This window comes from Duganella qianjiadongensis (assembly GCF_009857915.1).
In the GTDB taxonomy this organism is placed as follows: domain Bacteria; phylum Pseudomonadota; class Gammaproteobacteria; order Burkholderiales; family Burkholderiaceae_D; genus Rugamonas; species Rugamonas qianjiadongensis.
In genome coordinates this window covers 14,796-40,467 of record NZ_WWCM01000003.1, presented here as the reverse complement: position 1 = coordinate 40,467, position 25,672 = coordinate 14,796, and the positions used below count along the sequence as shown (strand labels likewise).

The following is a 25,672-nucleotide window of genomic DNA, read 5'->3' as shown; positions in this document are numbered from 1 at the left end:
GCCGTGGTTTTCTGAAGCAAATTTTGCGATGCCGTATAATCTTAGACCGCCGTCAACTTCTGGACCCTGCTAGTCCACGATCTCAGAAAGTAACAAATGAATAACACCGTGTCCCGCCCCGTCATGTCCAAGACCGATGCCCAGCTGCGCGAAATTCTGGCGCGCCGCATCATGATTCTCGACGGCGCGATGGGCACCATCATCCAGCAGTACAAGCTCGATGAGGTGGCTTACCGCGGCGGCCCGCAAGGCGCTTTTATCGATTTCGCCGCACCGGCCGATACGGGCGCGCGCGAGCTTTTCGTCAAAGGCAATAACGAGCTGCTGACGCTGACCCAGCCGCAGGTGATCCAGGAAATACACGAGCGCTATCTGGCCGCTGGCGCCGACATCATCGAAACCAATACCTTCGGCGCCACCACCATTGCGCAGGACGACTATCACATGGGCCATCTGGCCTATGAAATGAACGTGGCCGCCGCCAGGCTGGCGCGTGCTGCCTGCGACAAGTACAGCAGCGCCGACAAGCCGCGCTTCGTTGCCGGCGCACTGGGACCGACGCCCAAGACGGCCTCGATTTCGCCCGACGTCAACGATCCGGCCGCGCGCAACATCACCTTCGACCAGCTGGTCACGGCCTATCAGCAGCAGGTGGAAGGTCTGGTCGCCGGGGGCGTCGATCTGCTGCTGGTGGAAACCATCTTCGATACGCTCAACTGCAAGGCGGCGCTATTCGCCATCGACCAGTACTACGCCGCCCATCCGGACCAGCCGCGTCTGCCGCTGATGATCTCCGGTACCGTCACCGATGCTTCCGGCCGCATTCTGTCCGGCCAGACCGTGCCGGCCTTCTGGAACTCGGTGCGCCACGCCAAGCCGCTGACTATCGGCCTGAACTGCGCGCTGGGCGCGGCACTGATGCGCCCCTACGCGGAAGAACTGTCGCAGATCGCCGATACCTTTGTCTGCATCTACCCGAACGCCGGCCTGCCCAACCCGATGAGCGATACCGGCTTCGACGAGCTGCCGGCCGATACTTCGGCCCTGCTGCGCGAATTTGCCGACGCCGGCTTCATCAACATCGCCGGCGGCTGCTGCGGCACCACGCCCGACCACATCCGCGCCATCGGCGAGATTCTCGCCAGCACGGCGCCGCGTCAGGTGCCGCAAGTGCCGGTAGCCCAGCGCCTGTCCGGTCTGGAGCCGTTCACCATCGACCAGTCCTCGCTGTTCGTCAACGTGGGCGAGCGTACCAACGTGACGGGCTCGAAAGCGTTTGCCCGCATGATCCTCAACGAGCAGTACGACGAGGCCCTGAGCGTGGCACGCCAGCAGGTAGAAAATGGCGCCCAGATCATCGACATCAACATGGATGAGGCGATGCTCGATTCGCAGGCCGCGATGACGCGCTTCCTCAACCTGATCGCGTCCGAACCGGACATTTCGCGCGTGCCCATCATGATCGACTCGTCCAAATGGTCGGTGATCGAGGCGGGCCTGAAATGCGTGCAGGGCAAGTCCATCGTCAACTCGATTTCGATGAAGGAAGGCGAAGAAGAATTCATCCGTCAGGCCAGGCTGTGCCTGAGCTATGGCGCTGCCGTGATCGTCATGGCCTTCGACGAAAAAGGCCAGGCCGACACCTTCGAGCGCAAGATCGAAATCTGCGCCCGCGCCTACAAGCTGCTGACGGAAACCGTGGGCTTCCCGCCGGAAGACATCATCTTCGACCCGAACATTTTCGCGATTGCCACCGGCATCGAAGAGCACAACAACTACGCGGTGGACTTCATCAACGCCACCCGCTGGATACGCGAAAATCTGCCGCACGCCAAAGTCTCGGGCGGCGTGTCCAATGTATCGTTCTCGTTCCGCGGCAATGACCCGGCGCGCGAAGCCATCCACACCGTGTTCCTGTACCACGCCATCAAGGCCGGTATGACCATGGGCATCGTCAATGCCGGCATGGTGGGCGTGTACGACGAGCTGCCGGCCGAACTGCGCGAGCGGGTGGAAGACGTGGTGCTGAACCGGCGCGAAGACGCCACCGAACGCATGATCGAATTCGCCGGCACGCTCAAAGCCGGCGCCGGCAAGCAGGATGCGCAGAATCTGGAATGGCGCAATCTGCCGGTGGAAAAACGTCTGGCCCATGCGCTGGTGCACGGCATTACCCAGTACATCAGCGAAGACACGGAAACCATGCGCCAGCAGGTGATGGCCGCCCATGGCCGGCCTATCCACGTGATCGAAGGCCCGCTGATGGACGGCATGAACATCGTCGGCGACCTGTTCGGCCAGGGCAAGATGTTCCTGCCGCAGGTGGTGAAATCGGCCCGCGTGATGAAGCAGGCCGTGGCCCATCTGGTGCCCTACATCGAAGAAGAAAAACTGGCGGAAGAAAAACGCACCGGCATCGTCGCCAAGCCCAAGGGCAAGATCGTCATCGCTACCGTCAAGGGCGATGTGCACGACATCGGCAAGAACATCGTTTCGGTGGTCCTGCAATGCAATAACTTCGAAGTGGTGAACATGGGCGTGATGGTGCCGTGCTCGGAAATTCTGGCCCGCGCCAAGCTGGAAAACGCCGACATCATCGGCCTGTCCGGCCTGATCACCCCGTCGCTGGAAGAAATGGCCCACGTGGCCAAGGAAATGCAGCGCGACGAGCACTTCCGCATGATGAAGATCCCCCTGCTGATCGGCGGCGCTACTACCAGCCGTGCCCACACGGCCGTGAAGATCGCCCACAACTACGAAGGGCCGGTGGTGTATGTGCCGGACGCTTCGCGTTCCGTGTCGGTGGCGCAGTCGCTGCTGACGCCCGAGAGCCGCCAGCAGTACATAGACGAAATCGCCGAAGACTACGAGCGCATCCGCGTCCAGCACGCCGGCAAGAAAGCCCTGCCTATGCTGACGCTGGAACAGGCGCGCGCCAACAGGATGGTGCTGTCGTTCGACGGCGCGCAGGCGCCCGTCAGGCCGAAATTCATCGGCCGGCGCGAATTCAAGAATGTCGATCTGGCCACCATCGCCCAGTACATCGACTGGGGTCCCTTCTTCCAGACCTGGGATCTGGCCGGTCCCTTCCCTGCCATCCTCACCGATGAAGTGGTGGGCGAAGCCGCGACCAAGGTGTATGCCGAAGGCCAGGCCCTGCTGAAGAAACTGATCGATGGCCGCTGGCTCACGGCCAACGGCGTGATCGCCCTGCTGCCGGCCAACAGCGTCAACCACGACGATATCGAAATCTACACCGACGACAGCCGCAGCACCGTCGACTTCACCTACTACGGCCTGCGCCAGCAGGGCGTCAAACCGGTGATCGATGGCGTGGCGCGGCCTAACCAGTGTCTGGCCGACTTCATCGCCAGCAAGGAATCGGGCGTGAAAGACTATATCGGCATGTTTGCCGTCACGGCCGGTCTGGGCATCGAAAAATACGAGCAGCGTTTCGAAGCAGCGCATGACGACTATTCGTCCATCATGCTCAAATCGCTGGCCGACCGTCTGGCCGAAGCGTTTGCCGAATATCTGCACCAGCGCGTGCGTACCGACCTGTGGGGCTATGCCGCCGACGAAACGCTGGACAACACTGCGCTGATCGCCGAGCAGTATCGCGGCATCCGTCCGGCTCCCGGCTATCCGGCCTGTCCCGAGCACACCGTCAAGCGCGCTATGTTCAACACCCTGCAGGCGGAAAACGTGGGCATCACGCTGACGGAATCGTTCGCCATGCACCCCGGCGCGGCGGTATCAGGCTTCTACTTCGCCCATCCGGAATCGAAGTACTTCGTGGTCGGTAAGATCGGCCAGGACCAGCTGGACGATATGGCAGCCCGCCGTCAGGTCGACAAGGCCCAGCTGGAAAGCTGGCTGGCGCCGAATCTGTCCTAATCCGCTGCCAGCCTAGACTGCGGCCATCAGCAGGGTGGCCGGTGTTTCGGTGGCCGCTGGCCGCGCCAGCAAGGCCGAATCGGGTGCCAGATGGGCCTGGAATAACTTCAGCGCTTCCGCCGTCAGCGTGACGAAGGCGCTCTGGTGCTCCTGTAGCTGGCGCATCATCCAGTGCCAGCCTTCATCCGTCTCCTGCAACCACACCATACCTTCGGGAAAGGAGCGCGGGATGGCGTGCAGCGGCGCCTGCACCACGATGTCACTCTGCTTGCCCCACAAAAAATCCGGCGGCAGCGCACGCTGCCAGCCAAAACCGTTCTGCTCGGCATAGGTATGGTTGTGGCGAAAAGTCAGATCGACCACTTCGCACTCAGTCGCCAGATCATCGGCCGATTCGATCCAGCAATGGTAGGAACCGCCGGCCGCATGGGCGAAGGCGCCATTATCGAGCATGGTCATCAACTGGCCGCCGCCGCAATCGATCGCCGCCAGTCCCGCCACCGGACGGTAGACGCGATCGAGCACGATGCTGATCAGGTTGGAACCGATGATGGCATAGACATGGCACAGCGAACTGTACTGACGGGGATAGTACTGGCGGATGACCTGATTCACGCAATGGGCAATCAGCGTCCGGATGGGTAAAGCCATCATTTACTCACGTAACAGAATGTTACCTAGTGTATCGGGTTGATTCAGAGAAACTTTAGCCCGATACACCCGCTATTCATGCCGTTACGCCCCTGCCGGGGCATAGACTATTGCTGCGCTTCGCTACGGAATTTCCAGATTGCCAGCACGGCGAACACCAGCGTAAAGCCCAGCAGCACGGCCACCGGCGGCAGCGCAGCATCGAAGCCCAGTCCGCGCCACGTCACGGCGTCAAAGCCGTCTACCGCCCAGCGGGTCGGAATGGCCAGCGTGACCTGCTGCATCCATTCGGGGAAGATGAATGACGGCACCCATGCGCCACCCAGCATGACCATGATCATGGTGGCAAACACGGCCATGCCGCGCGCCGCTTCCGGCGTCTTGCCGAAGGCCGCAATCAGCAGACCGAAGGCGGCCGTCATCAGGGCAAAGCTGAGCGCCAGCAGCAGGAAGCCGGCCAGCGTGCTGATGGTGACTTTGAAGATCAGCATGGCGCAGGTGAACAGCGCGCACATCAGGCCCAGTGCGATCAGCGCGCCCGACAGGCCGCGTCCCAGCAGCACGGTGGTCAGCGTCACGGGCGCTGCCATCAGGCGGTTCCAGATGCCGGAGCGGCGCGCCAGCAGAATGCTGATGCCCATGTCTATGCCCATGAACAGGATGAACTGCACGCCCATGCCGGCAAACGCGTGGGCATAGCCGTTGTAGCGCGGGCCGCTGCTGAGCGCCTCGTCCCTGGTGCTGAACGGCACGCTCATGCCGGCCGGCTTTTTGTCGGCCTGGGCGCTGGTAGTTTTGCCTTCGGCCTGCTCTTTCTGCGCCGTGGCGGCACGCTGGTCCTGATATTTTTTCAGGCTGCCGAGGAAATCGCTCAGCTGCGCCTTGTCCGCAGGCGCGAGGTCGCTGGCGGCCACCTGCTGCAACTGCTTGCTGGTCACGCTGCTGTCCTTGAAGCTGAAAGCGGCAGCGCTGCTGGCCTGCATGACCTGCTGGGTCAGCAGGCCTTTCACCATGGCCAGCATGGTCGATTGCGAAGGATCGTAGTAGACCGTCAGGCTGGGCTTGTCGATGCCGCTGAACAGGGCATCCGCTGCGCTCTGGCCAAAGCCGGCCGGAATCACTACAGCCACCGGCAGCTTGCCCTTGCGTACCTGCTCCTGCGCTGTCGCGGCATCCAGCAGGCTGACTTTGAGCGCACTGTCGGCCTGCAGGCCTGCCGCGATCTGCTTGCCCACTTCCGACTGGTCGAGCAGCACCAGCCCCACTTCCACCTTGCTGGTGCTGGCTTCCGGCCCGCCGCCGAACAGCGAGCCGAAGAAGGCCGCCAGCACCACCGGCATCAGCAGATGCATCATCAGGGCGCGCTTATCGCGCAGATACAGTTTCAGGTCCTTGCGGATCAAAGCTATCAGAGCAGTCATGGTGATCAGTCGCGCAGCGAACGGCCGGTGAGGTTGAGGAAGATGTTTTCCAGCGAAGTCTTGGCGGTAGCGAAATGCAGCAGTGCCACGCCCTGCCCGGCCAGCCAGCCCAGCACGGCGGCCGCCCGGCCCGCATCGGCCAGCGCGATCGCCAGCTGCTGGCCGCTGGCCTGCACGCTGCTCACCCCGTCCAGCGCGGACAGCGCAGCCACCAGTTCGGTGCCGGCCGGGTGGGCCAGCTCCACCTGCAGCGCGGCCTGGGCCGGCAGGCGCTGGTACAGCGCGGCCGGGGTTTCGTCGGCCAGCACCTTGCCATGATCGATGATGACCAGATGGTCGGCCAGCCGCTCCACTTCTTCCATGTAGTGGCTGGTGTAGATCAGCGCGCAGCCCTGTGCCTGCAGCGCTTCCAGCGTATCGAAGATGGCATTGCGGCTCTGCGGATCGACCCCTACCGTGGGCTCGTCAAGAATCAGCAGCTGCGGCTCGTGCAGCAGAGCGGCAGCAATATTGAGCCGCCGCTTCATCCCGCCCGAGAAGGTGGACGGATGGTCGCCAGCCCGGTCGCTCAGGTTGACCAGCGCCAGCACCTGTTCGCAGCGCTGCCTGAGCGCCGCGCCCTGCATGCCGTACAGCGCGCCGAACAGCTGCAGATTTTCCAGCGACGACAGGTCTTCGTACAGGGCCAGATCCTGCGGCACATAGCCGATCTGGCGCTTGGCTGCACTATTGCCCTGATTCACCGGCGCGCCATTGAGCAGTATGCTGCCGCTATCGCTGCGCAGCAGGCCGCAGATCATGCCCACCGTCGTGGATTTGCCGGCGCCGTTGGGGCCGATCAGCCCCAGCGTCTGGCCTTGCTGAACCTGAAAACTCACCCCGTCCACAGCCTTGCGGGCACCATAAGACTTGCTGAGCTGATTGACGCTAAGTAGAACCGCTGCCATAAGCCATCCCGTCGCTTGTAATTTCGATAAGCGGCCAGCATAGCGAGGTCATGCTTATTAGGCAAGTTAGCCCGAGGGAAATACAAAAATATGAACTTTTTGCGCAACAGCGAGCCTAAACGGGAATGTCGCCATCCGGCGGCTCAATCAAGGAGGTGTATATGGCAACTCATCCGGAAAACCATCCATCCCTCAAACGCTGGCAGGATCAGCTGATATTGCTGCTGGGTTTGTGGTTCTTTGTTTCACCGTGGGTCTTTTCCTATCCCATCCCGTCGATACAGGCGGGAACGGCCATGATCTCCGGCGCAGTGATGGCCATACTGGCCGCGTTTGACCTGTACAAAACCTATTTCTGGGCAGTGCTGCTCAATCTGCTGGTAGGTATCTGGGTAGCGCTGTCGCCATGGCTGATGAAAATTGCCGACAACCGCGAACTGATGTGGAATTCGCTTGTCGTCGGCATCGCCGTAGTGGTACTGGCGCTGTGGGAAATGCGCACCGATCCGGAGCTGCACAAGCACTGGCCCGGCGCGGGTCACGCCACCTGAACCTTGCGGAAAGGGCGGTGCTTAGAGGGCGTAGCGCACCACGTTATCGCTCCATTCGAAGGCCGCCATTTCCAGCTCCAGCAGGTCGTCCGTGGAGACGGCCAGATCGCGCAACGTAGGCAGGATGTGGTGATCCATGTCGCCCAGACGTTCTATGCATTCGGCCAGCTTGAGCAGATCGCCGAAAAAGCCTTCGCGCTCCAGCAGCGCGCCGGTGACTTCGGCGCTGACGGGAATCTGCGCCAGAATATCGCTCATGGGCAGGCCGAACAGGGTATCCATCAGCGACATGATGCCGACGGTAAAGGCAATTTCGGCCGACTGGCGATGTGCCGGACGCAATTTACCGGCCAGCAGTTCCAGCAGGCGACCGCGGGTGGTGGCCAGCATCAGCAGCGGGGTCATGCTATGGCCCCGCTTGCTGGGTTCGGCATACAGCATGATCTGCAGCCAGCGCTGCAGCTGGCGCCGGCCCAGTATCATCACGGCCTGGCTGAGCGAATCGACGCGGTGGCGCAAGCCTACCGCCGGCGTATTCACCAGCCGCAGCAGGTTCAGCGCCAGCGACACATCGCGCTTGATGGCCCGTTCGATTTCCAGATTGTCGGCATCCGAGGTCACCAGCGTCATCAGCTCCATCACGGCCAGCTGCGAAGGCGACAGCTTTTTGCCACTCATGATGACGGGCTTGGCAAAATAATAGCCCTGGAAATAATCGAAGCCCAGATCCAGACAGTTCTTGAACTCTTCCCGGCTTTCCACTTTCTTGGCGATCAGGGTCTTGCGGCTCTCGCGGAAACGCGGCGCCAGCTTCATCAGGCTGGACAAATCCACTTTCTGCACATCGAGTTTCACATAATCGACCAGCGGCAGCAGACGGTGCAGACCGGGCGCCGTGCCGTCCACCTCATCGAGCGCAAAACGGAAACCCTGCGCATGCAGTTCGGCCATGCGGCTGATCAGGGCAGGCGTGGGTGGCGTGTGTTCGCTCACTTCCAGCACCAGCCGTTCGCGCGGCAGGAAGGAGAAAATATCCGTCATGATCGATTCGGCATCGACGTTGACGAAGCCCATGGCATCACCCACCGTACGGTCCATGCCCAGCTGTGAAGCATGGGCGATGACTGCGGCAGTAGCGTTCAGTTCGTTGCTGATGCGGGCAGGCCCCACCGGGGCATTACGGAACAGCAATTCGTAGGCAAACAGCGACTGGTTACGATCGAGTACAGGCTGACGTCCCAGATAAAACTCGCGTACGCGTAAGCTGTCGGCGTCAGGGCCGCGGGGAGATAGTTCGATCATTGCCTTTGCCAATACAAAAAAGCGGCGACACTGCGCCATGCTGTTATTTTGACATTAAAGCGCAAGCCTGTCTTGAAATATTTACATTACAGTTGCGCTTCTGGCATACCGTCCACGAACACTTTCAACTCCCCCGGCCTGAATGCCGTCCACTGTTCATTGCTCGTCAGCGGTTGCGTCACGATGATGGCAACCCGGTCATCCGGGGTCGTCACCTGTGAAAAGTCCACCTGTACATCTTCATCCGACAATTGCGCCGTGTCAAACGGAAACTGACGTACCAGATACACGAGATGGGTGGAACAGTGGGCAAACAGTTCCGCGCCTGACGACAGCAGCATATTGAACGTGCCATAGGCGGCAATTTCCTGCGTCAGCACGGCCAGCGCGGCGCGCAGTGCCGCACGGCCAGGGCGCTCGGTGCCGAAACGGCTGCGCAGTTGCTGCATGATGTAGCAGAACGCCAGTTCGCTATCGGTCGTCCCCACCGGCCGATACGGCCCGTCGAGTACGGGCGCGAACGCTTTCAGATCGCCATTGTGGGCAAACACCCAGTACTGGCCCCACAGTTCACGCACGAAGGGGTGGCAGTTTTCCAGCGCAACCTGCCCCTGCGTGGCCTTGCGGATGTGCGCAATCACATTCCTGGATTTGATGGGATAGCGCTTGATCAGCTCGGCGATAGGCGAACTCACGGCGGCCTGATGGTCGACGAAATGGCGCACGCCAGCGCCCTCGAAAAAGGCGATGCCCCAGCCGTCGTGGTGGGTATCGGTCTGGCCGCCACGCATGGCAAAGCCGGTGAAGCTGAACACAATGTCGGTGGGCACATTGCAGTTCATTGCGAGTAATTGGCACATTACCCGATTATAACCACTGGCCGCGCGCGCCTCGCAGCAAATTTACGGCTGCGCCAAGGAAAAACCGGTGCGGGCGTGTTGCCACGCCGGCACCGGCGATGTTACGTGCTGCCGCGTTCAGTGCAGCGTGGCAGGATAGCTCATGACTTCGTTATAGCTGCCGAGGAATTCGTCGATCTCGGCCATGGTCGGTTCGCTCGCGATCAGATCACTGACGTCGCGGCGGAAATTCTGCGCCAGTATGCCGTTAATGAAAATTTCACGTTTGCCCCCTTTGTCGACAATTTCATAGCCGCCAAAGCGCAAGGCTTCATGGCTGCGGTCGACGCCGAACTCGAGGACGCTGAACTGTTCGCTGTTGTAGATGAGGTTCATGCTGCTTCCTTTCACTAGGGACGTAACACTGGTCGGTTGCGCCTTCCCCTCCGATGTGGGGCGGAAGACGCCCAATTACAAGTCCTGCCGCCCGCCAGCGAAGTTCAGGCTGACGGATCAGCTTGCAGGTCCAGCAAAGCGGCGTACGGGGCCGCCTGTAAAAAGTCACGCAACAGCTCTAGGTGCTCGGCACTGGCCAGCCCGATAAACAGCTGCGCGGGCGGATGGCGCAGAACACGATTCAATGTTACTCGCAAAACCAGATTACCGCTGCAATGCAGGCAACCGGGAGCAATACGCAACACTTGTAGCATAGGAGATGTATCGGCCAGATCGGCCAGCGGCGATAGCCCGGTGGGCATGCCTTCGAGAATAACTACAGAATTTACCGGAGGGGAACCGGTAGCAGCAAGGCGGGCAGCGATGGCTGCCTCGCGCTGCGCGCCAGTGGCCAGCCAGGTGGGTACCGGGCCGGCAGCGGACACCGGCTTATACGCCTTTCTTGGCCAGTTTGCCCGGCTCTACACCGAGCTGCTTGAGCTTGCGGTACAGGTGAGTACGTTCCAGCCCGGTTTTCTCGGCCACACGGGTCATGCTGCCCCCTTCGCGGCCCAGATGGTGCTCGAAGTACATGCGTTCGAAGGCATCGCGGGCTTCGCGCAGCGGCAGATCGAACGACAGATTGAACATATGGTTGTCGGCACCGGCGATGGTGGCGCCGCCGCGCACGGCAATCGCTGCGGCCGGGCTGGCCTGACCGAAGCTGCTGGCAATGCTCTCTTCCACCGGACTGGACACCACCGGACGGGCTGCCAGCGCCGGCGCGCGCACAGTTTCCTGGGCACGGGTCAGGCCCTGCTGCACCGCCTTCAGAAGTTTCTGCAGCGCAATTGGCTTTTCGAGGAAGTTGAGCGCGCCGATGCGCGTCGCTTCCACCGCCGTATCGATGGTGGCATGGCCCGACATCATGATCACCGGCATCGTCAGCAGGCCGTCGCGCTGCCATTCCTTGAGCAGCGTGACGCCGTCCGTATCCGGCATCCAGATATCGAGCAGCACCAGATCGGGCGCGCCGGCGGCACGCGCTTCGCGCGCCTGCTGGGCGTTCTCGGCCAGTGTTATTGCATGTCCTTCGTCGCTCAGTATCTCCGAGAGCAACTCGCGGATACCCATTTCATCGTCCACTACCAGAATATTTGCCATCTTCCCTTGCCTTCCTCATTTCGCCAGCTGGTAGCCGGCAATGATTTTTCTAATCCGTGCAACTCAGGTACTAAAACTCAGGTACTAACTCAAGTGCCTACTTCGGTGCTTACTTCGGTATTTTGCGTCGTCGGCGCTAACTTTAACAGCAAAATCACTACCGACGCACCACTTCTATCGACATGGTTCTGAATATCGATCCGTCCACCATGTTCTTCGATAATCTTTTTCACCATCGGCAGGCCCAGACCGGTGCCTTTGGCCTTGGAGGTGACATAGGGTTCGAAGGCCCGCGCCAGGATTTTGGGCGCGAACCCGGGGCCATTATCGCTGATTGCCAGCCGTACTGCCGTGCGCGTGCTGCCATCGGCGCCCTGATAATGGATGGCTTCGCTGATCACGTCAATGTGCGCCTGCGGCGCGCCCTCGGGACGCTCGGCCATGGCATCCTGCGAATTCTGCAGCAGATTATGGATCACTTGACGTAGTTGCGTGGCATCGCCCATCACCAGCGGCAGGCCCGGCGTCAGTTGCGGGTGTATGATGTCGTCGCCCTCGCCGGCCAGATACAGGTTCAGGATCTCTTCGATCAGGGCATTCAGGTCCAGCGGCTCCAGCTGGGCGGGCGGGGTTTTGGCGTAGTCGCGGAAATCGTCCACCATGCGCTTCATGGCCGCTACCTGATTGACGATGGTGGCTGTGCCCTTGTTGAGCAACTCATTATCGGCCGGTGCCAGTTTGCCATCGAGTTTCATCTGCATGCGCTCGGCCGAGAGCTGGATAGGCGTGAGGGGATTCTTGATCTCGTGCGCCAGCCGGCGCGCCACTTCGCCCCAGGCGATCGAGCGCTGGGCCGAAATCACATCGGAAATATCGTCGAACACGACCAGATAGCCGCTTTCGCCCCCTTCGATGGGCAGACGCGAGCCGCGTGCCAGCAGCGTCTGATCGTTATCATCCAGGCTGGCCGAGCGGCGCGGCACTTCGATCTGGCGCTGCCAGTGCAGCCGCTGCAGCGTGCGGTCCGAGGCCGACTGCGCGCTCTGGGCGGCAAACGCAGCGACGATGGCGCCGCCGAATTCCTGCAGGCCGTCGATCTGGTCCAGCTTCTGCCCCAGCAGGGCCGGGCCGGGCTGCTGCAAAATGCGCTCCACCGAGTCATTGCAGCTGACCAGATGGAATTCCGGATCGAGCACCATCACCCCGGCCGACATATTGGCCAGCACCGATTCCAGGTGGGCTTTGGCGTTCTGCAGCGCGGTGCGGTTCAGTTCCACCGCCGTGCGGGCATCGAACAGCTGGCGCGTCATGATGTTGAACGACTGGGTCAGCGTACCGAGCTCGTCGGACGTGGTCATGATGGGGCGCGGCGACAGGTCGCCCTCGGCCACGGCGCGCGTGCCTTCGGCCAGCAGCAGCAAAGGCTGGGCCAGATCGGTGGCGATCAGGAAGGCGCTGGCAATGGCGCCGAATACGGCCAGCAGCAGGGTCAGGGTCAGGGTGACGATGTACATTTTGCGCAGCCCGACACGGGCTACGAAGCGTTCCTTGTAATCGGAATAGGCGCTGCGTATGGTTTCGCCATCGGCCGCCAGCTGTTCCGGCGCCAGCTGGATCAGCTGCAGATAGCGCGGCGCCAGATGCACGCCGTTCGGCTGCGGCCGTTCCGGGATGGGCAGCACCACGCGCAGGCGCAACTGGTGCACCACATCGCGCGAACCGCCGGGTGCGTTGATCAGATTGCTGCGCAATTCGTTGCCGCCTTCCGGCGCGCCATACAGGCCATCGCTTTTGGCTTTGGCCATCATTTCGCTAGTAGGCAAATCGGCGCTCAGGTTGCCGCCCCGGCTGGCGCGGGCGCTGATGATCAGCCCCCCTTCCGCATCGACGATGATGGCGTTCTGCATGCCGTACTGCTGTTTCACCAGATAGGCCAGGGTAGCCCGTTCGGTACCGAACGGCTGTTCCGCCAGCTGGTCGGCCGTGCGGCGCGCCGTGCCCTGCAACTCGTTGAGTGCCGTATCGAGCCCGGCGCGGCCCAGATTGATGCCGGACTGCAGTGCCTCTTCCACCGGCACGTTGAACCACGAATCGATGGAATGCGAAACGAACTGGATGGAAACGAAGAAGATCACCAGCCCCGGCAGCACACCGATGGCGGCGAACAGCAGCACCAGCCGGGTCATCAGGCGCGAGCCGAAAGCTCCCGTGCGATAGCGTACGTAGAGGCGGAACAGCGAAACCGCCACCAGCAGCAGCAAGGCGCAGGCTACGGCAGCATTGAGGCCCAGCAGCCAGCCATAGTAGCGGTCGAAAAAGCCGGAATTATCGGAAGCAGAAGCCAGCAGGAACAGCAGTATGCTGACGACCACGCCGCCAACGACGGATAAATACCGCAACGCTGTATTCACTTACTCCGCCTTGTACTGGAAGATTTTCTTGTCCGAGGTCAAACGCCATTCGCTGTTATTGAGCGCGTTAACCTTGAGTGGCTTGGAGATGTAGTTGGTGTCCAGCCCCATGCTCAGTTTGACGTTGTAGTTCTCGCCCACTTTCAGGGACGAACGGGGTGCCACCACCCAGCGGTTGGGGTTGCGGATCGACAGCAGCGCGTCTTCCAGCGAGGAGGAATAGTTCTGTTTCAGGCTGCCGTTGACGTTGACGCTGTATTTACGGGTCAGCACGTTATAACCGAGCACTATGGTCTGGCGCGCAACAATCGCCTTTTCATCAAACCAGTACCAGCGCGGGCGGGTGAATTCGACTTCGGTGGTGAAGTACAGCGACACGCCATGCTGCAGCGTGTCTTCCATATCGGGGCTCAGTTCGAAACCGTAGCGGGCATTCAGCCGGTAACCTTCTTCGCTCGCTTCGATGTTGAAACGGCGGATCTCCACTCCGTCAGCACGCGCCAGCTGCGGCAGGACGCACGCCAGTATCAGCAGGATTCGGGCGATCAGCAGGCGAAGAACTCGTCGTGTCACGTCAGGGCCGGTACTTGGTTGGTGCGGGCAAAGGGAGCTAAAACTACGCATTTTTCTGGAACAGGGCGTAGAACAAACCATCATGATCCTGTCCCGCTACGCCACCCGGCAGCAACTGGCCGGGGGCAGCTAGCCGCACAGCCTGATGCCGTACTGCGAATGCCGCGGCCTGCGCCTCGGATTCCTGTGGCCAGAGCGAACAGGTCACGAATAGCAATTTACCACCCGGTGCCAGCATCTGCCAAAGATTGTCGAGGATTTTGGCGGAAAGTGTTGCTAGTTGGAGCGTGTCGCCCTTGCGGCGCAGCCAGCGGATATCGGGGTGGCGCCGCACGATGCCGGAGGCGGTGCACGGCACATCGGCCAGTATGCGGTCGAACTGCTGGCCATCCCACCATGCCGCGCTCTGGGCGTCGGCCGTGCGCAGGGTGGCCTTGAGCTGCAGCCGTTCGAGGTTCTCGCCCACCCGCGCCAGCCGCTTGGGGTCGGCATCGAGGGCTGTCACTTTAGCATCGGCCAGCTCCAGGATGTGGCAGGTTTTGCCGCCCGGCGCAGCGCAGGCATCGAGCACACGCATGCCATCGCGCACATCGAGCAGCGGCGCGGCCAGCTGGGCGCCGGCATCCTGCACCGAGACCACGCCCTCGGCAAAACCGGGAATCAGATGCACGCCGACCGGCTTTTCCAGCCGCACGGCGTACGGGCCGATGGCGCTGGCCGCCATACCCGCTTGCTGCAAGGTGGCCAGATACTGTTCCAGCGTGGTTTTGCGGGCATTGATGCGCAACGTGAGCGGCGGCGCGCCGTTACCGGCCTTGAGTATGGCCTGCCATTCGCGCGGCCAGGCTGTGCGGGCCGCATCGATCCACCATTGCGGGTAGTTCCACTGCGCCACCGGCTGCAGCAGTGCGGTTTCCAGCAAGGCCGCGCGTTCGCGCTGGAAGCGGCGCAGCACGGCGTTGACCATGGCTTTGGCCCGCGCCGTGTCCGGGTGGGCTTCGGCCGCCGTCACTGTCTGGTTGACCACGGTGAATTCTTCGTAAGGCGCTACCGCATCGGGCGCCGTCATCAGGGCCAGTGCGCAGGCCAGCAGGGCAGCAACCAGCGGATCGGGCGCTTTCGGCGCCAGCTGGGCGATCAGGGCTTCGCTCTGGCCAAGCTGGCGCATGCAGCGGTAGGCAATATCCTGCATGGCGCCGCGCGCCTGCGGGCTGGTCTCGCTGCGCGCCCACAGCTGGGCCAGCGCCTGCGGCAGATTGGTGCCGGTACGCACCAGCGCCACTGCCTGTGCCGCGCCGAGCAGGCTGAAAGCCAGCGAATCGGCTTTCAGGCCAGTCTGGAAGCTGGTCTGCAGGGTCGGCTTGAGCTCGCGTGCATGGCTGGCGCGCAGCGCGCCTGCGGGCGCTCTGGCAGGCGCCTGGCCTGCTGCGGATGGTCTGACTGGTACGGTTGCTTTGACTGGCGCTCCGGCCGGCACCTGTTCTGTTGCCCTAGCCGCCCCGTAGGCGGATGGCCGTGCGGGCGCCTTGGCTACGGCCTTGGCTGACGCCTTGGCAGGGGTTTTCAGAGAGAGCGTCGGACGCTTGTTCATATGCTAATTCCAGAGTGGGCCGGCTGCGGCGCGCGGGCCGAACCGGAACGGCCATGGCGCGCGAATAGCCAAGTAATCGCGCAGTATACAGTAGTGACTCTGCCGTGGCGATGCCATTCCGCCGCTAACGGCGCTGCTGGCCGCGTCCGCCGCAATGACCCACCGTCGGCAAACCAGTATAATTACCGCTGTTTGGCCGGTGCCAGCGTACCGGCCGTTTTCGCTTCTGGATAGACCCACTCGACCTATTGCGCGGCTAGACCGCCCCATTGCCCATGCTCGCCCAACAAAAACAAGATATCACCGCCCTGTTCCAGTCCGCTCTGGCCCCTCTGCTGGCCGGCACCGAAGTGCTTGCCAACGTCGTGCTGGAGCGCCCGCGCGACCCGTCGCACGGCGACGTCGCCTGCAATATCGCCATGCAGCTGGCCAAACAGCTGAAAATGAACCCGCGCGAGCTGGCCACCAAGGTGGTGGACGCCCTGCTGGCCAATCCGGCGGCTCAGGGTCTGGTGGAATCGGCGGATATCGCCGGTCCCGGCTTCATCAACCTGCGCGTCAGCGCGGCGGCCAAGCAGGCCGTGGTCAAAGCCGTGCTGGCACAGGGTTGCGCATTCGGCAGCGCTAGCGCCGGTGCCGGTAAAAAAGTCATCATCGAATTCGTTTCGGCCAACCCCACCGGTCCGCTGCACGTAGGCCACGGCCGTCAGGCCGCACTGGGCGACGCGCTGTCCTCGCTGTTCCAGTCGCAGGGCTACGATGTCACCCGCGAGTTCTACTACAACGACGCCGGCGTGCAGATCCAGACGCTGGCCAATTCGGTGCAAGCCCGTCTGCGCGGCTTCAAGCCGGGCGACGCAGAATGGCCGGAATCGGCCTACAACGGCGACTACATCGCCGATATCGCCGAAGATTTCAAACTCAAGAAGACGGTATCCGCCTCCGACGGCGCACCAGCCACCGCCAGCGGCGAAGTGGAAGATATCGAATCGATCCGCCAGTTCGCCGTAACCTATCTGCGTAACGAACAGGATATCGACCTGCAGGCCTTCGGCGTAAAGTTCGATAACTACTACCTCGAATCGTCGCTGTACTCGGACGGCAAGGTCGATGCTGCCGTGGACATGCTCAACAAGTCCGGCAAGACCTACGAAGAAGATGGCGCGCTGTGGCTGAAGACCGAAGACTACGGCGACGACAAGAACCGCGTGATGCGCAAGAAGGATGGTACCTACACCTACTTCGTGCCGGACGTGGCCTACCACATCGTCAAATTCCAGCGCGGCTTTACCCAGGCTATCAATGTGCAGGGTTCCGACCACCACGGCACCATCGCCCGCGTGCGCGCCGGTCTGCAGGCAGTCAACGTGGGCATACCGCAAGGCTTCCCTGACTACGTGCTGCACAAAATGGTCACCGTGATGAAAGGCGGCGAGGAAGTCAAGATTTCCAAGCGTGCCGGTTCCTACGTCACCGTGCGCGATCTGATCGAATGGTCGGGCGGCGGCGATATCGAGAAAGGCCGCGATGCCGTGCGCTTCTTCCTGATCTCGCGCAAAGCCGACACCGAATTCGTGTTCGACGTCGATGTGGCACTGAAAACCTCGGATGAAAATCCGGTGTACTACGTGCAGTACGCGCATGCCCGTATCTGCCGCATGCTGGAACAGTGGAGCGGCAACGAAGCGGATCTGGCCACGGTCGATCTGTCGCCGCTGACGGCACCGACCGAAGCTGCCCTGCTGGCCACGCTGGCCGCCTATCCGGAAACGCTGGCGCGCGCCCAGGCCGAACTGGGTCCGCACCAGATCGCCTTCTACCTGCGCGATCTGGCCGCTAATCTGCACAGCTTCTACTTCGCCGAGCGCGTGCTGGTCGACGACGAAGCCCTGAAAGCAGCCCGTATCGCGCTGATGGTGGCTACCCGTCAGGTTCTGCGCAATGGTCTGGCACTGATCGGTGTTTCGGCACCGGCCAAGATGTAATTACCGAGGATGTCCTGCACTATGACTTTCCGTTCCCGTCTTCCTGCTCTGGCTCAACAGCGCGGCAATACCATCATCGGCATCGTGATCGGGCTGGTGATCGGCCTGTCGATCGCTGTGGTAGTGGCGCTCGTCATCAACAAGGGCGCCACGCCATTCACCGACAAGGGACGCAGCAGCAAGACGGCGGAACCGACGGCGGGGCAGACGGCCGATCCGAACAAGCCTATGTACGGCAACAAGGACGCGGCGCGGGAAGCAGCGCGCGACTTTAGCAAGGACACGCCGAAAGCACCGGCAGCCGATCCGCTGCAGTCGGTGGTGGACAAGATACAAGGCACGCCAGCTGCCCCGGCAGCACCGGCAGCACCGGCAACGGCGCAGGCGCCGGTGGTCGAGAAGAGCAAACCGGCTGCCACGCCGGCAGCGGCCAATGTAGCACCGCAACCGGCAGCCAAAGTCGCAGCTGACAGCAGCGACGAAAAATACATCTACTATCTGCAGATCGGCGCCTTCCGCGAAGTGGGCGACGCAGAAAGCGCGCGTGCCAAGCTGGCGTTGCTGGGCTTCGAAGCCAATGTATCGGACCGCGCCACCGACAACGGCGTGCTGCACCGCGTACGCATGGGGCCTTTCAATCAGGTCGAAGCCATGAACAAAGTGCGCAGCAAACTGTCGGAAAACGGCATCGATGTAGCCGTGGTGCGCAACCAGAAATAAGGCGCGCCGCAAGTCGACCTTTCGTCTAACTATCTTGTATCGGGAGTAGCTCTATGCGTTTCATGAAATGGCTGGCAGGTGCATTGATGCTGGGTGTAGTAGCCATGGCGGCTGCATCGCCGGCCGATCCGAAAAACGGCGTGGAATACCGCGTGCTGGCCAGCGCCCAGCCGGTCGAAGCGGGCAAGAAAGTGGAAGTACTGGAGTTCTTCGATTACGCCTGCCCGCACTGCAATGCTTTCGATCCGGACCTGACGGCATGGGTAAAAAAACAGGGCGACAACATCGTCTTCAAGCGCATGCACATTTCCCGCCAGGGGACTGATCTGCCGCAGCAGAAAATGTACTTCACGCTGATCGCCATGGGCCTGATGAACGACGCCATGCACAGCAAGATCTTCCAGGAGATGCACGTCAACCGCAACCGCATGAATCGCGACGAACTGGTGTTCGACTTCATCGCCAAACAGGGCATAGACAAGCAGAAATTCATCGACACCTATCGCGGCTTCGGCGTGGCAGGCAGTGTGCGCCGTGCCGGCTCGATGATGGATGCCTACACGGTGGATTCGTGGCCGCTGATCGCCATCGACGGCAAGTACATCACTTCGCCGACCATGGCCAACGAAGGCAGCAAGAGCGCAACTTCGGAAGCCCAGCTGCACGCACAGGCGCTGCAGGTGATGGATATTCTGGTCGCCAAGGCCAAAGCGGAAAAGAAATAAGCATGAACAAGCAGGGCGGCGCTGGCCAGCGGGTCTTCATCACCGGCGCTTCCAGCGGCATAGGCGAGGCTCTGGCCGCCCAGTATGCCGCACAAGGTGCCACGCTAGGTCTGCTGGCGCGCCGCAGCGCCGTGCTCGATGATCTGATCGCTACTCTGCCCCATCCAGAAAGGCATCGCGCCTATGCGGTCGATGTGCGCGATCATGCTGCCATAGCCGCAGCGGCGCAGGACTTTCTCGGCCACGCAGGCGGCATCGATATCGTGGTGGCCAACGCCGGCATTTCAGTCGGCACCCTGAGCGAGTTTTCCGAAGATATACCGGTATTCGATGCCGTAATCGCTACCAATGTGGTGGCCACGGCAGCCACCTTTGCGCCGTTCATTCCTGCCATGAAAACGCAAGGAACGCCGGCACGGCTGGTGGGCATAGGCAGCGTGGCCGGCATACGCGGCCTGCCCGGCGCCGAAGCCTATAGCGCCTCCAAAGCGGCCGTGATCAGCTACTGCGAGTCGCTGCGGCTGGAACTCAAGCGGCACAATATCCGCGTGGTGACCATCTGCCCCGGCTACATCGATACGCCGATGACGCAGATTAATCCCTATCCCATGCCGTTCCTGATGCCAGTGCAGAAATTCGCCGTGCAGGCGGTGCAGACCATTGCACGGGGCAGCAGCTACCGCGTGATTCCGTGGCAGATGGGCGTCGTCGCCAAAGTGCTGCGCCTGCTGCCTAACTGGCTGTACGATCTGGCCTTCGGCAATGCGCCGCACAAGCCGCGCAAGGGTAGCGCATGATGCAGCCAGTACAGCCAGCCCAGCCAGTACGGCCACTAAGTCACCCGCCGCAACGCGCCGCGCTGGACCAGAACAGTGCTGCGGCCATCAGCGCTGCCTGCGCCAGCAGTGCCAGCCACGTGGCCATCGAAATCGTCGAACAGACCGGCTCCACCAATGCCGACCTGCTGGCCCGCATCGACACGCTGGCTGGCCCTACCCTGCGCATCGCCCACCAGCAGACGGCGGGGCGGGGACGCGCAGGCCGTAGCTGGCTGTCCGAACCCGGTGCGGCGCTGATGTTCTCGCTGGCGTGGCGCTTCAAAGGCCCGCTGCACCGCATGTCCGGCCTGCCGATGGCAGTGGGCGTAGCGCTGGCCGAAACGCTGGGCAGCCTGGGCGTGCCGGTGCAGATCAAGTGGCCCAACGACTTGCTGCGCGATGGCGCCAAACTGGCCGGCATACTGGTGGAGAGCCAGACAGCCAAGCGCGACACGGACGGCGCCATCTGGGCCGTGATCGGCGTGGGCCTCAACCTGCTGATGCCGGACCAGCTGGAAAGCCGGATCGGCCGCAGCGTCGCGGCGGCACCATGGCTGGCGCAGATGCCGCGCGAGCAGCTGGTGGCCGCGCTGCTCAGCCGTCTGGCTGCCGTACTGGCCGAATTCGACGATACCGGCTTTGCCCCGTTCTGTGAACGCTGGAATGCGCTGCATGCATGGCATGGCCGCGAAGTGGTGATCCTTGATCAGGACCAGATCGTGCAGCAGGGCCGTGCAGCAGGCGTAGATGCCATCGGTCGCCTGCTGCTCGATACGGCTGCGGGACGGGTGGAAGTGCTATCGGGCGATGTGTCGCTGCGCCTCAAGCCCGAATCCGCCGGCGCTGCTACGCCCCTGCACCAGCCCGCCGGCCTAACACCGAACTATACGGACTAATATGATTTTGCTGATAGACGCAGGGAATACGCGGGTCAAATGGGCGCTGGTGGAAATCGGCGCCTCGCTCGGTGCATGGTTTGCCCATGGTGCCGTCAGCCACGCCGACCTGCCGCAACTGGAACTGCATCTGCACGACGCCGTGGCCGAACAGGGCGTCGACCGCATCATCATCGCCAACGTAGCGGGCAATGCCTTGCGCGTGCAGCTGGAATACGTGCTGCAGCGTACCTTTCCCGCCATGCTGCTGCCCGAACAGACCATCAGCTGGTTTGCTTCCGTAGCCGAAGCGGCCGGGCTGCACAACGGCTATCGCAATCCCGCCCAGCTGGGCTGCGACCGCTTTGCTGCCGCCATCGCCGGCCATGTACTGGCGCCGGGGCGTGCTGTCATCGTGGCCAACTGCGGCACGGCCACCACCATCGACGCCGTCACGGCCGACGGCCATTTCCTCGGCGGGATGATCGTGCCCGGACTGGGTCTGATGGCCAGCTCGCTGGCGCGCAACACCGCCCAGTTGCCGCAGATCGCGCAAGACGGTAAGCTGCCGGATGGATTTGCCGACAACACGGACGATGCCATTCTGAGCGGCTGTCTGGCTGCGCAGAGCGGCGCCATCGAACATGCGTTCTTGCGCCATCAGGCAGCGGAATGCATCATCTCGGGCGGCGCGGCCCAGTTCATCGCGCCCATGCTCACCGTACCGTACCGCATGGTGGACAACATCGTTCTGATCGGCCTGCACGCTGCCAGCGGCAGCGCCGGATAGGCAGTAACACTCGAGGAAAGCGTCGTGCTGAAATTTATTTTCTGGTCGCTGTTAGCGGTAAATGCTGGGCTGTTCGCCTATGGCAAAGGCTATCTGGGCCACTTCAGCGGCAACGAACGCGAGCCGCAGCGGCTCAGCAACCAGCTCAATGCCGACAAGCTAGTCATCATCCCGGAAGAAAAAGCCAATAACGCCAGCGCCGCTGTGGCCAGTGCAGCTGGTGCGGCCAGCGCTAGTGCCAGTGCCAGTGCCAGTGCCAGTGCGGCAGCAACTGCCAAGCCTGCAGCGGAAGTACAGGCCTGCGTGGAAATCGCCAGCTTCGTGCTGGCCGATGCGCGCCGCTTCGAAACCGTGCTGGCGCCGCTGAAACTGGGCGACCGCCAGTCGCGCCACAACCTGCCGGGCAGCGAAATTTCCAGCTACGTGGTGTACATGCCGCCGCAGGGCAGCAAGGAAGGCGCCGACAAGAAGGCCGCCGAACTGCGCGCGCTGGGCGTGCATAACTACTTCATCATGAGCGATAACACGCCTATGCGCTGGGCCATTTCGCTGGGTGTGTTCAAGACCGAGACGGCGGCGCAGAATCAGCTGGCCGCACTGATGAAACAGGGCGTACGCACCGCCAAGATCGCGCCACGCATGAGCGGCAGCAAACTGCTGTCGTTCCAGTTCCGCGATGTCGATCCGGACCTGAAGAACCGGCTGGAACAGCTGCGCAGCAGCTTCCCCGGCACGGAAAGCCGCAGCTGCAAATAGGGCTTGCTAGCGCTGGATCACGATAGGCTTCAGATTCAGCGCTGCGGGCAGGCCGCGCGCGGCCTGCAACGCATCCTGACGGCTGGCGAACGGCCCGGCGAACAGCCGGTGCACCACGCCATTCTTCACCACTTCCAGCCCTTCCAGACCGCTACCACCAAGTTTGCTGCGCACGGCTTCGGCGTTTTCGGCGCGCGCATAGGCGCCTAGCTGCAGATAGAAGTTCGCCTTGGCAGGCTGCGCCTCGCTGCCGCCCTCGCCCGGTGCGCGGTCATCGCGCATCAGTGCTTCGATATCGCTGGTGCTGGCTGGCGCCGATTCGCCCAGCGTGGTGGCCGCCGTCAGCAAGAGCGGCGGTCCGGCATCGCCCCGCCCCAGCAGACCGGCGCCAGCGCTGCTGCGCGCCGCCTGCGATGTCAGCCGCGGCGCCACCGTGGTGGAAACGCCGCCGCGCGTGGCCAGCATGCGGTCCACTTCTTCCGGCAGTATGCGCTCGATCTGCAGTTCGTGGCTGCCCTTGCCGAGCAGGCCCAGTTTCAGCGCCGCCGTGTAGGACACGTCGATGGCACGGTTGGCATGGAAGGGGCCGCGGTCGTTGATGCGCACAATCACCACGGCGCCGCTGACCAGATTGGTCAGGCGGGCATACGAGGGGATAGGCAGAATGGGGTGAGCTGCCGTCATCTTGTACATGTCGTATAGTTCGCCGGACGAAGTGCGCTGGCCATGGAACTTCTTGCCGTACCAGCTGCCGACCCCGATCTGACTAAATGGGCGGTTGTCAGTAATCGGCGTATAGGTTTTGCCGAACACCGTGTAGGGACGGTTGGAGAATGGCAGCAGCGGATCATTGCGCACTTCCGCATCCGGCACGTTTTCCAGATCCGGCGGCGGGGCATCGCCCGGGCCATCATCCTGATAATAGCCGCCACGGCCGGAATTGGCAGGCGGCAGCTCCGGCAGCCCGGTCGCAGGCTTGGCAGCCGAAGGCGCGCGCAGCACGGGCGCGGCCGGTGCGGTCGGACGCGGCACGCGGGCAGTATCGCTGACGACAGGCGCAGTGGTACAGCCGGCCAGCGCCAGCAGGGCCAGCGCGGCCAGCCACATCAGGATACGACTCCGGTAATCACGCATGCCTGTCTCCTTACTGTTTTTTTCTCGGTGCTGCCAGCACTGGCGCAGCCGTTGCCGGCGTCGTTGCTGGCATCGTTACTGGAGCCGTTGCAGGCGCCGCCGCGGACTGACGCTCCTGCTCCGCTTCTGCCGCCTGCTGCTCCAGCAGCTCGCCTTCCACCGGCACCACGGCCACGGCATCTTCGCGCGCCACCCTGGTGCTGTCTTTTTCGGCCGGACGCTTGCCTAGCAAATAATAATCTATCGCCTTGCGCGCTATGGGCGCCGCTTCCAGTCCGCCCTTGCCCGCATTTTCCACCACCAGCGCCAGTGCAATGCGCGGCTTGTCGGCCGGCGCAAATGCGGTGAACAGCGCATTATCGCGCAGACGCTCGGCCAGCTTGGCTGCATTGTACTTGTCGCCCGACTTAATCGTGATCACCTGTGCCGTACCGGTCTTGCCGCCCACCGTATAGGCCGCGCCGCTAAAGGCGCGGAAGCCCGTGCCGCCGGCTTCGCTGGTCACGCCCACCATGGCGCTCTTGATGAAATCGATGTTCTCCTGCTTTAGAGGGATACGGTAGCTCTCTTTGGGCACCGTCAGGCGGCGTGCCCGCGTAGCGCCGTTCTCGATAATTTTAACCAGGTGGGGCTTCATCACCACGCCGTCATTGGCCAGATTCGATACTGCATGGGCGATCTGCAGCGGCGTATAGGCGTTGTAGCCGGAGCCGTTACTGACCGAGATGGTGTCGCCCCCCACCCATTTGCCTGCCGCGCCCTTGAAGCGCTTGCGTTTCCATTCCTGCGACGGCAGCACACCGGTCTTTTCATTTTCCAGATCGATGCCGGTCAGCTGACCGAAACCGAACGGCTTCATGAAATCATGGATCATATCGATGCCCATGTCATGCCCCAGCGCGTAGTAATAGGTATTGCACGAGACGATAATGGATTTGCGCATATCGACCGAACCGTGACCGCCCACCAGATCGTCATTGAATTTGTGGCCGCCAAGATAGTAGAAGCCGGGATCGGGCGTAGTCTGGCCGGGCGTGCGTTTGCCCAGTTCCAGCGCAGCCAGCGCCATGAAGGGCTTGAAGGTGGAACCCGGTGCATAGGTGCCCGTCAGGGGACGGTTCACCATGGGCCGGTCGAGCGAGTTATTCAGTTCATTCCAGCTGGCGGTGTCGATGCCATCGACGAACAGGTTGGGATCGTAGCCGGGGCGCGAGACATAGGCCAGAATATCGCCGGTGGACGGCTCGATCGCCACCAGCGCACCACGGCGTTCGCCAAAAGCTTCTTCCACCACTTTCTGCAGTTCGATGTCGATCGACAGCACCAGATTATTGCCCGCCACGGCAGGCTTGCGCGACAGCGTGCGGATGGCGCGCCCGCGCGAAGTCACTTCCACCTCCTCGTAGCCGGTGGTGCCGTGCAGCTGCTTCTCGTAGCTTTTCTCCAGCCCTTCCTTGCCGATATAGTCGGAGCCGTTGTAGTTGGCGCCGTCGTCGCTCTCTTCCAGTGCTTTGGCTTCGCTGCGGTTGATGCGGCCGATGTAGCCGATGACGTGCGAGGCGGTTTCACCGAGCGGATACTGGCGGAACAAACGAGCCTGCACTTCCACCCCGGGGAAGCGGAAGCGCTGGGCAGTAAAGCGCGCCACCTCTTCATCGGACAGGCGGTTGCGCAGCGGGACGCTTTCGAAATTCTTGGACTCTTCCAGCAGCTTGCGGAAGCGCTTGCGGTCCTTCATCTCCACCGTCACCAGCTTGGCCAGTTCGTCGATCACTTCATCCACCGGCGCAGCCAGTTTGGACGGTGTGAGCTCCAGCGTGAAAGCGGAATAGTTACGCGCCAGTACCACGCCATGACGGTCGAGGATCAGGCCACGGCTAGGCACGATAGGCACCAGCGCAATGCGGTTTTCGTCCGCCTTGGTGGCAAACTCCTCGTGCTTGATCACCTGCAGCCAGAGCAGGCGCAATAGCAGCAGGCAGAAGCAGAACAGCACCAGCGCGCCCAGCACCGTTATGCGGACACGGAACTGCGCGAGCTCGCGCCCGGTGTCCTTCATTTCTACCATGGCCGGCCGCTCCCGCTAC

The 25,672-nt window shown here is 62.2% G+C and carries 22 protein-coding genes; 9 read left to right on the top strand and 13 right to left on the bottom strand.

Annotated elements, in window-relative coordinates; translation table 11 throughout:
* The first annotated feature begins 123 nt into the window (after positions 1 to 123).
* Positions 124 to 3,897, top strand: a complete 3,774-nt coding sequence (gene metH / locus GTP27_RS05855) for a methionine synthase (RefSeq protein ID WP_161038541.1) — start codon at positions 124 to 126, stop codon at positions 3,895 to 3,897.
* Between the two features lie 12 nt (positions 3,898 to 3,909).
* Here the strand turns inward: metH and GTP27_RS05850 are convergent, their stop codons facing one another.
* From GTP27_RS05850 to GTP27_RS05840, 3 genes are all read right to left on the bottom strand, one after another.
* Positions 3,910 to 4,551: a hypothetical protein gene (locus GTP27_RS05850; protein ID WP_161038254.1), complete on the bottom strand. Its 642-nt coding sequence runs from the start codon at positions 4,549 to 4,551 to the stop codon at positions 3,910 to 3,912.
* A gap of 104 nt (positions 4,552 to 4,655) precedes the next feature.
* The gene (locus GTP27_RS05845; RefSeq protein WP_161038253.1) at positions 4,656 to 5,969 is read right to left on the bottom strand and encodes an ABC transporter permease; all 1,314 of its coding nucleotides are present in this window, start codon (positions 5,967 to 5,969) and stop codon (positions 4,656 to 4,658) included.
* Positions 5,970 to 5,974: 5 nt separating this feature from the next.
* On the bottom strand, positions 5,975 to 6,916 hold the full coding sequence (locus tag GTP27_RS05840) for an ABC transporter ATP-binding protein (protein ID WP_161038252.1): 942 nt from the start codon (positions 6,914 to 6,916) through the stop codon (positions 5,975 to 5,977).
* A 161-nt stretch (positions 6,917 to 7,077) separates the two neighbouring features.
* On the opposite strand from GTP27_RS05840, the gene GTP27_RS05835 reads away from it, so the two are divergent.
* Positions 7,078 to 7,467 carry an SPW repeat protein gene (locus GTP27_RS05835; protein WP_161038251.1) on the top strand — a complete coding sequence of 130 codons (390 nt, stop codon included), beginning with the start codon at positions 7,078 to 7,080 and terminating at the stop codon, positions 7,465 to 7,467.
* Between the two features lie 21 nt (positions 7,468 to 7,488).
* Here the strand turns inward: GTP27_RS05835 and GTP27_RS05830 are convergent, their stop codons facing one another.
* The 8 genes from GTP27_RS05830 to rsmB form a co-directional block, all read right to left on the bottom strand.
* Positions 7,489 to 8,769 (bottom strand): EAL and HDOD domain-containing protein, encoded by a 1,281-nt coding sequence (locus GTP27_RS05830; RefSeq protein WP_161038250.1) that lies wholly within the window; start codon positions 8,767 to 8,769, stop codon positions 7,489 to 7,491.
* An 86-nt stretch (positions 8,770 to 8,855) separates the two neighbouring features.
* Positions 8,856 to 9,629 (bottom strand): class II glutamine amidotransferase, encoded by a 774-nt coding sequence (locus tag GTP27_RS05825; RefSeq protein WP_161038249.1) that lies wholly within the window; start codon positions 9,627 to 9,629, stop codon positions 8,856 to 8,858.
* Positions 9,630 to 9,746: 117 nt separating this feature from the next.
* Positions 9,747 to 10,004, bottom strand: coding sequence for a BTH_I0359 family protein (locus tag GTP27_RS05820; protein ID WP_161038248.1), 258 nt, complete (start codon positions 10,002 to 10,004; stop codon positions 9,747 to 9,749).
* A 104-nt stretch (positions 10,005 to 10,108) separates the two neighbouring features.
* Positions 10,109 to 10,489 (bottom strand): GTPase, encoded by a 381-nt coding sequence (locus GTP27_RS05815; RefSeq protein WP_161038247.1) that lies wholly within the window; start codon positions 10,487 to 10,489, stop codon positions 10,109 to 10,111.
* A gap of 4 nt (positions 10,490 to 10,493) precedes the next feature.
* Positions 10,494 to 11,207, bottom strand: coding sequence for a response regulator (locus tag GTP27_RS05810; protein WP_161038246.1), 714 nt, complete (start codon positions 11,205 to 11,207; stop codon positions 10,494 to 10,496).
* An 89-nt stretch (positions 11,208 to 11,296) separates the two neighbouring features.
* On the bottom strand, positions 11,297 to 13,618 hold the full coding sequence (locus GTP27_RS05805) for a sensor histidine kinase (RefSeq protein WP_161038245.1): 2,322 nt from the start codon (positions 13,616 to 13,618) through the stop codon (positions 11,297 to 11,299).
* Positions 13,619 to 14,191: a DUF4390 domain-containing protein gene (locus GTP27_RS05800; protein WP_371865886.1), complete on the bottom strand. Its 573-nt coding sequence runs from the start codon at positions 14,189 to 14,191 to the stop codon at positions 13,619 to 13,621.
* A gap of 43 nt (positions 14,192 to 14,234) precedes the next feature.
* Positions 14,235 to 15,782: a 16S rRNA (cytosine(967)-C(5))-methyltransferase RsmB gene (gene rsmB / locus GTP27_RS05795; RefSeq protein ID WP_161038243.1), complete on the bottom strand. Its 1,548-nt coding sequence runs from the start codon at positions 15,780 to 15,782 to the stop codon at positions 14,235 to 14,237.
* 275 nt (positions 15,783 to 16,057) lie between these two features.
* On the opposite strand from rsmB, the gene argS reads away from it, so the two are divergent.
* The 7 genes from argS to GTP27_RS05760 are packed head-to-tail and all read left to right on the top strand — an operon-like array spanning position 16,058 to position 22,451.
* A complete protein-coding gene (gene argS, locus GTP27_RS05790) occupies positions 16,058 to 17,767 on the top strand; it encodes an arginine--tRNA ligase (protein ID WP_161038242.1) in 1,710 nt (569 codons plus the stop codon).
* A gap of 21 nt (positions 17,768 to 17,788) precedes the next feature.
* The gene (locus GTP27_RS05785) at positions 17,789 to 18,487 is read left to right on the top strand and encodes an SPOR domain-containing protein (RefSeq protein ID WP_161038241.1); all 699 of its coding nucleotides are present in this window, start codon (positions 17,789 to 17,791) and stop codon (positions 18,485 to 18,487) included.
* 53 nt (positions 18,488 to 18,540) lie between these two features.
* Positions 18,541 to 19,212, top strand: coding sequence for a thiol:disulfide interchange protein DsbA/DsbL (locus GTP27_RS05780; protein ID WP_161038240.1), 672 nt, complete (start codon positions 18,541 to 18,543; stop codon positions 19,210 to 19,212).
* Positions 19,213 to 19,214: 2 nt separating this feature from the next.
* Positions 19,215 to 20,009 (top strand): SDR family oxidoreductase, encoded by a 795-nt coding sequence (locus GTP27_RS05775; RefSeq protein ID WP_161038239.1) that lies wholly within the window; start codon positions 19,215 to 19,217, stop codon positions 20,007 to 20,009.
* Positions 20,006 to 20,926, top strand: coding sequence for a biotin--[acetyl-CoA-carboxylase] ligase (locus GTP27_RS05770; protein ID WP_229633456.1), 921 nt, complete (start codon positions 20,006 to 20,008; stop codon positions 20,924 to 20,926). Before GTP27_RS05775 ends, GTP27_RS05770 begins: the two co-directional genes overlap by 4 nt.
* A gap of 1 nt (position 20,927) precedes the next feature.
* Complete coding sequence (locus GTP27_RS05765; protein ID WP_161038238.1) at positions 20,928 to 21,695, top strand: type III pantothenate kinase; 768 nt, start codon at positions 20,928 to 20,930, stop codon at positions 21,693 to 21,695.
* 24 nt (positions 21,696 to 21,719) lie between these two features.
* The gene (locus GTP27_RS05760; protein WP_161038237.1) at positions 21,720 to 22,451 is read left to right on the top strand and encodes an SPOR domain-containing protein; all 732 of its coding nucleotides are present in this window, start codon (positions 21,720 to 21,722) and stop codon (positions 22,449 to 22,451) included.
* 6 nt (positions 22,452 to 22,457) lie between these two features.
* On the opposite strand, the gene GTP27_RS05755 is transcribed toward GTP27_RS05760, so the two are convergent.
* Together GTP27_RS05755 and mrdA are read right to left on the bottom strand one after the other, a co-directional pair.
* On the bottom strand, positions 22,458 to 23,585 hold the full coding sequence (locus tag GTP27_RS05755) for a septal ring lytic transglycosylase RlpA family protein (RefSeq protein WP_161038236.1): 1,128 nt from the start codon (positions 23,583 to 23,585) through the stop codon (positions 22,458 to 22,460).
* A gap of 10 nt (positions 23,586 to 23,595) precedes the next feature.
* Positions 23,596 to 25,653 carry a penicillin-binding protein 2 gene (gene mrdA / locus GTP27_RS05750; protein ID WP_161038235.1) on the bottom strand — a complete coding sequence of 686 codons (2,058 nt, stop codon included), beginning with the start codon at positions 25,651 to 25,653 and terminating at the stop codon, positions 23,596 to 23,598.
* Positions 25,654 to 25,672 lie beyond the last annotated feature (19 nt).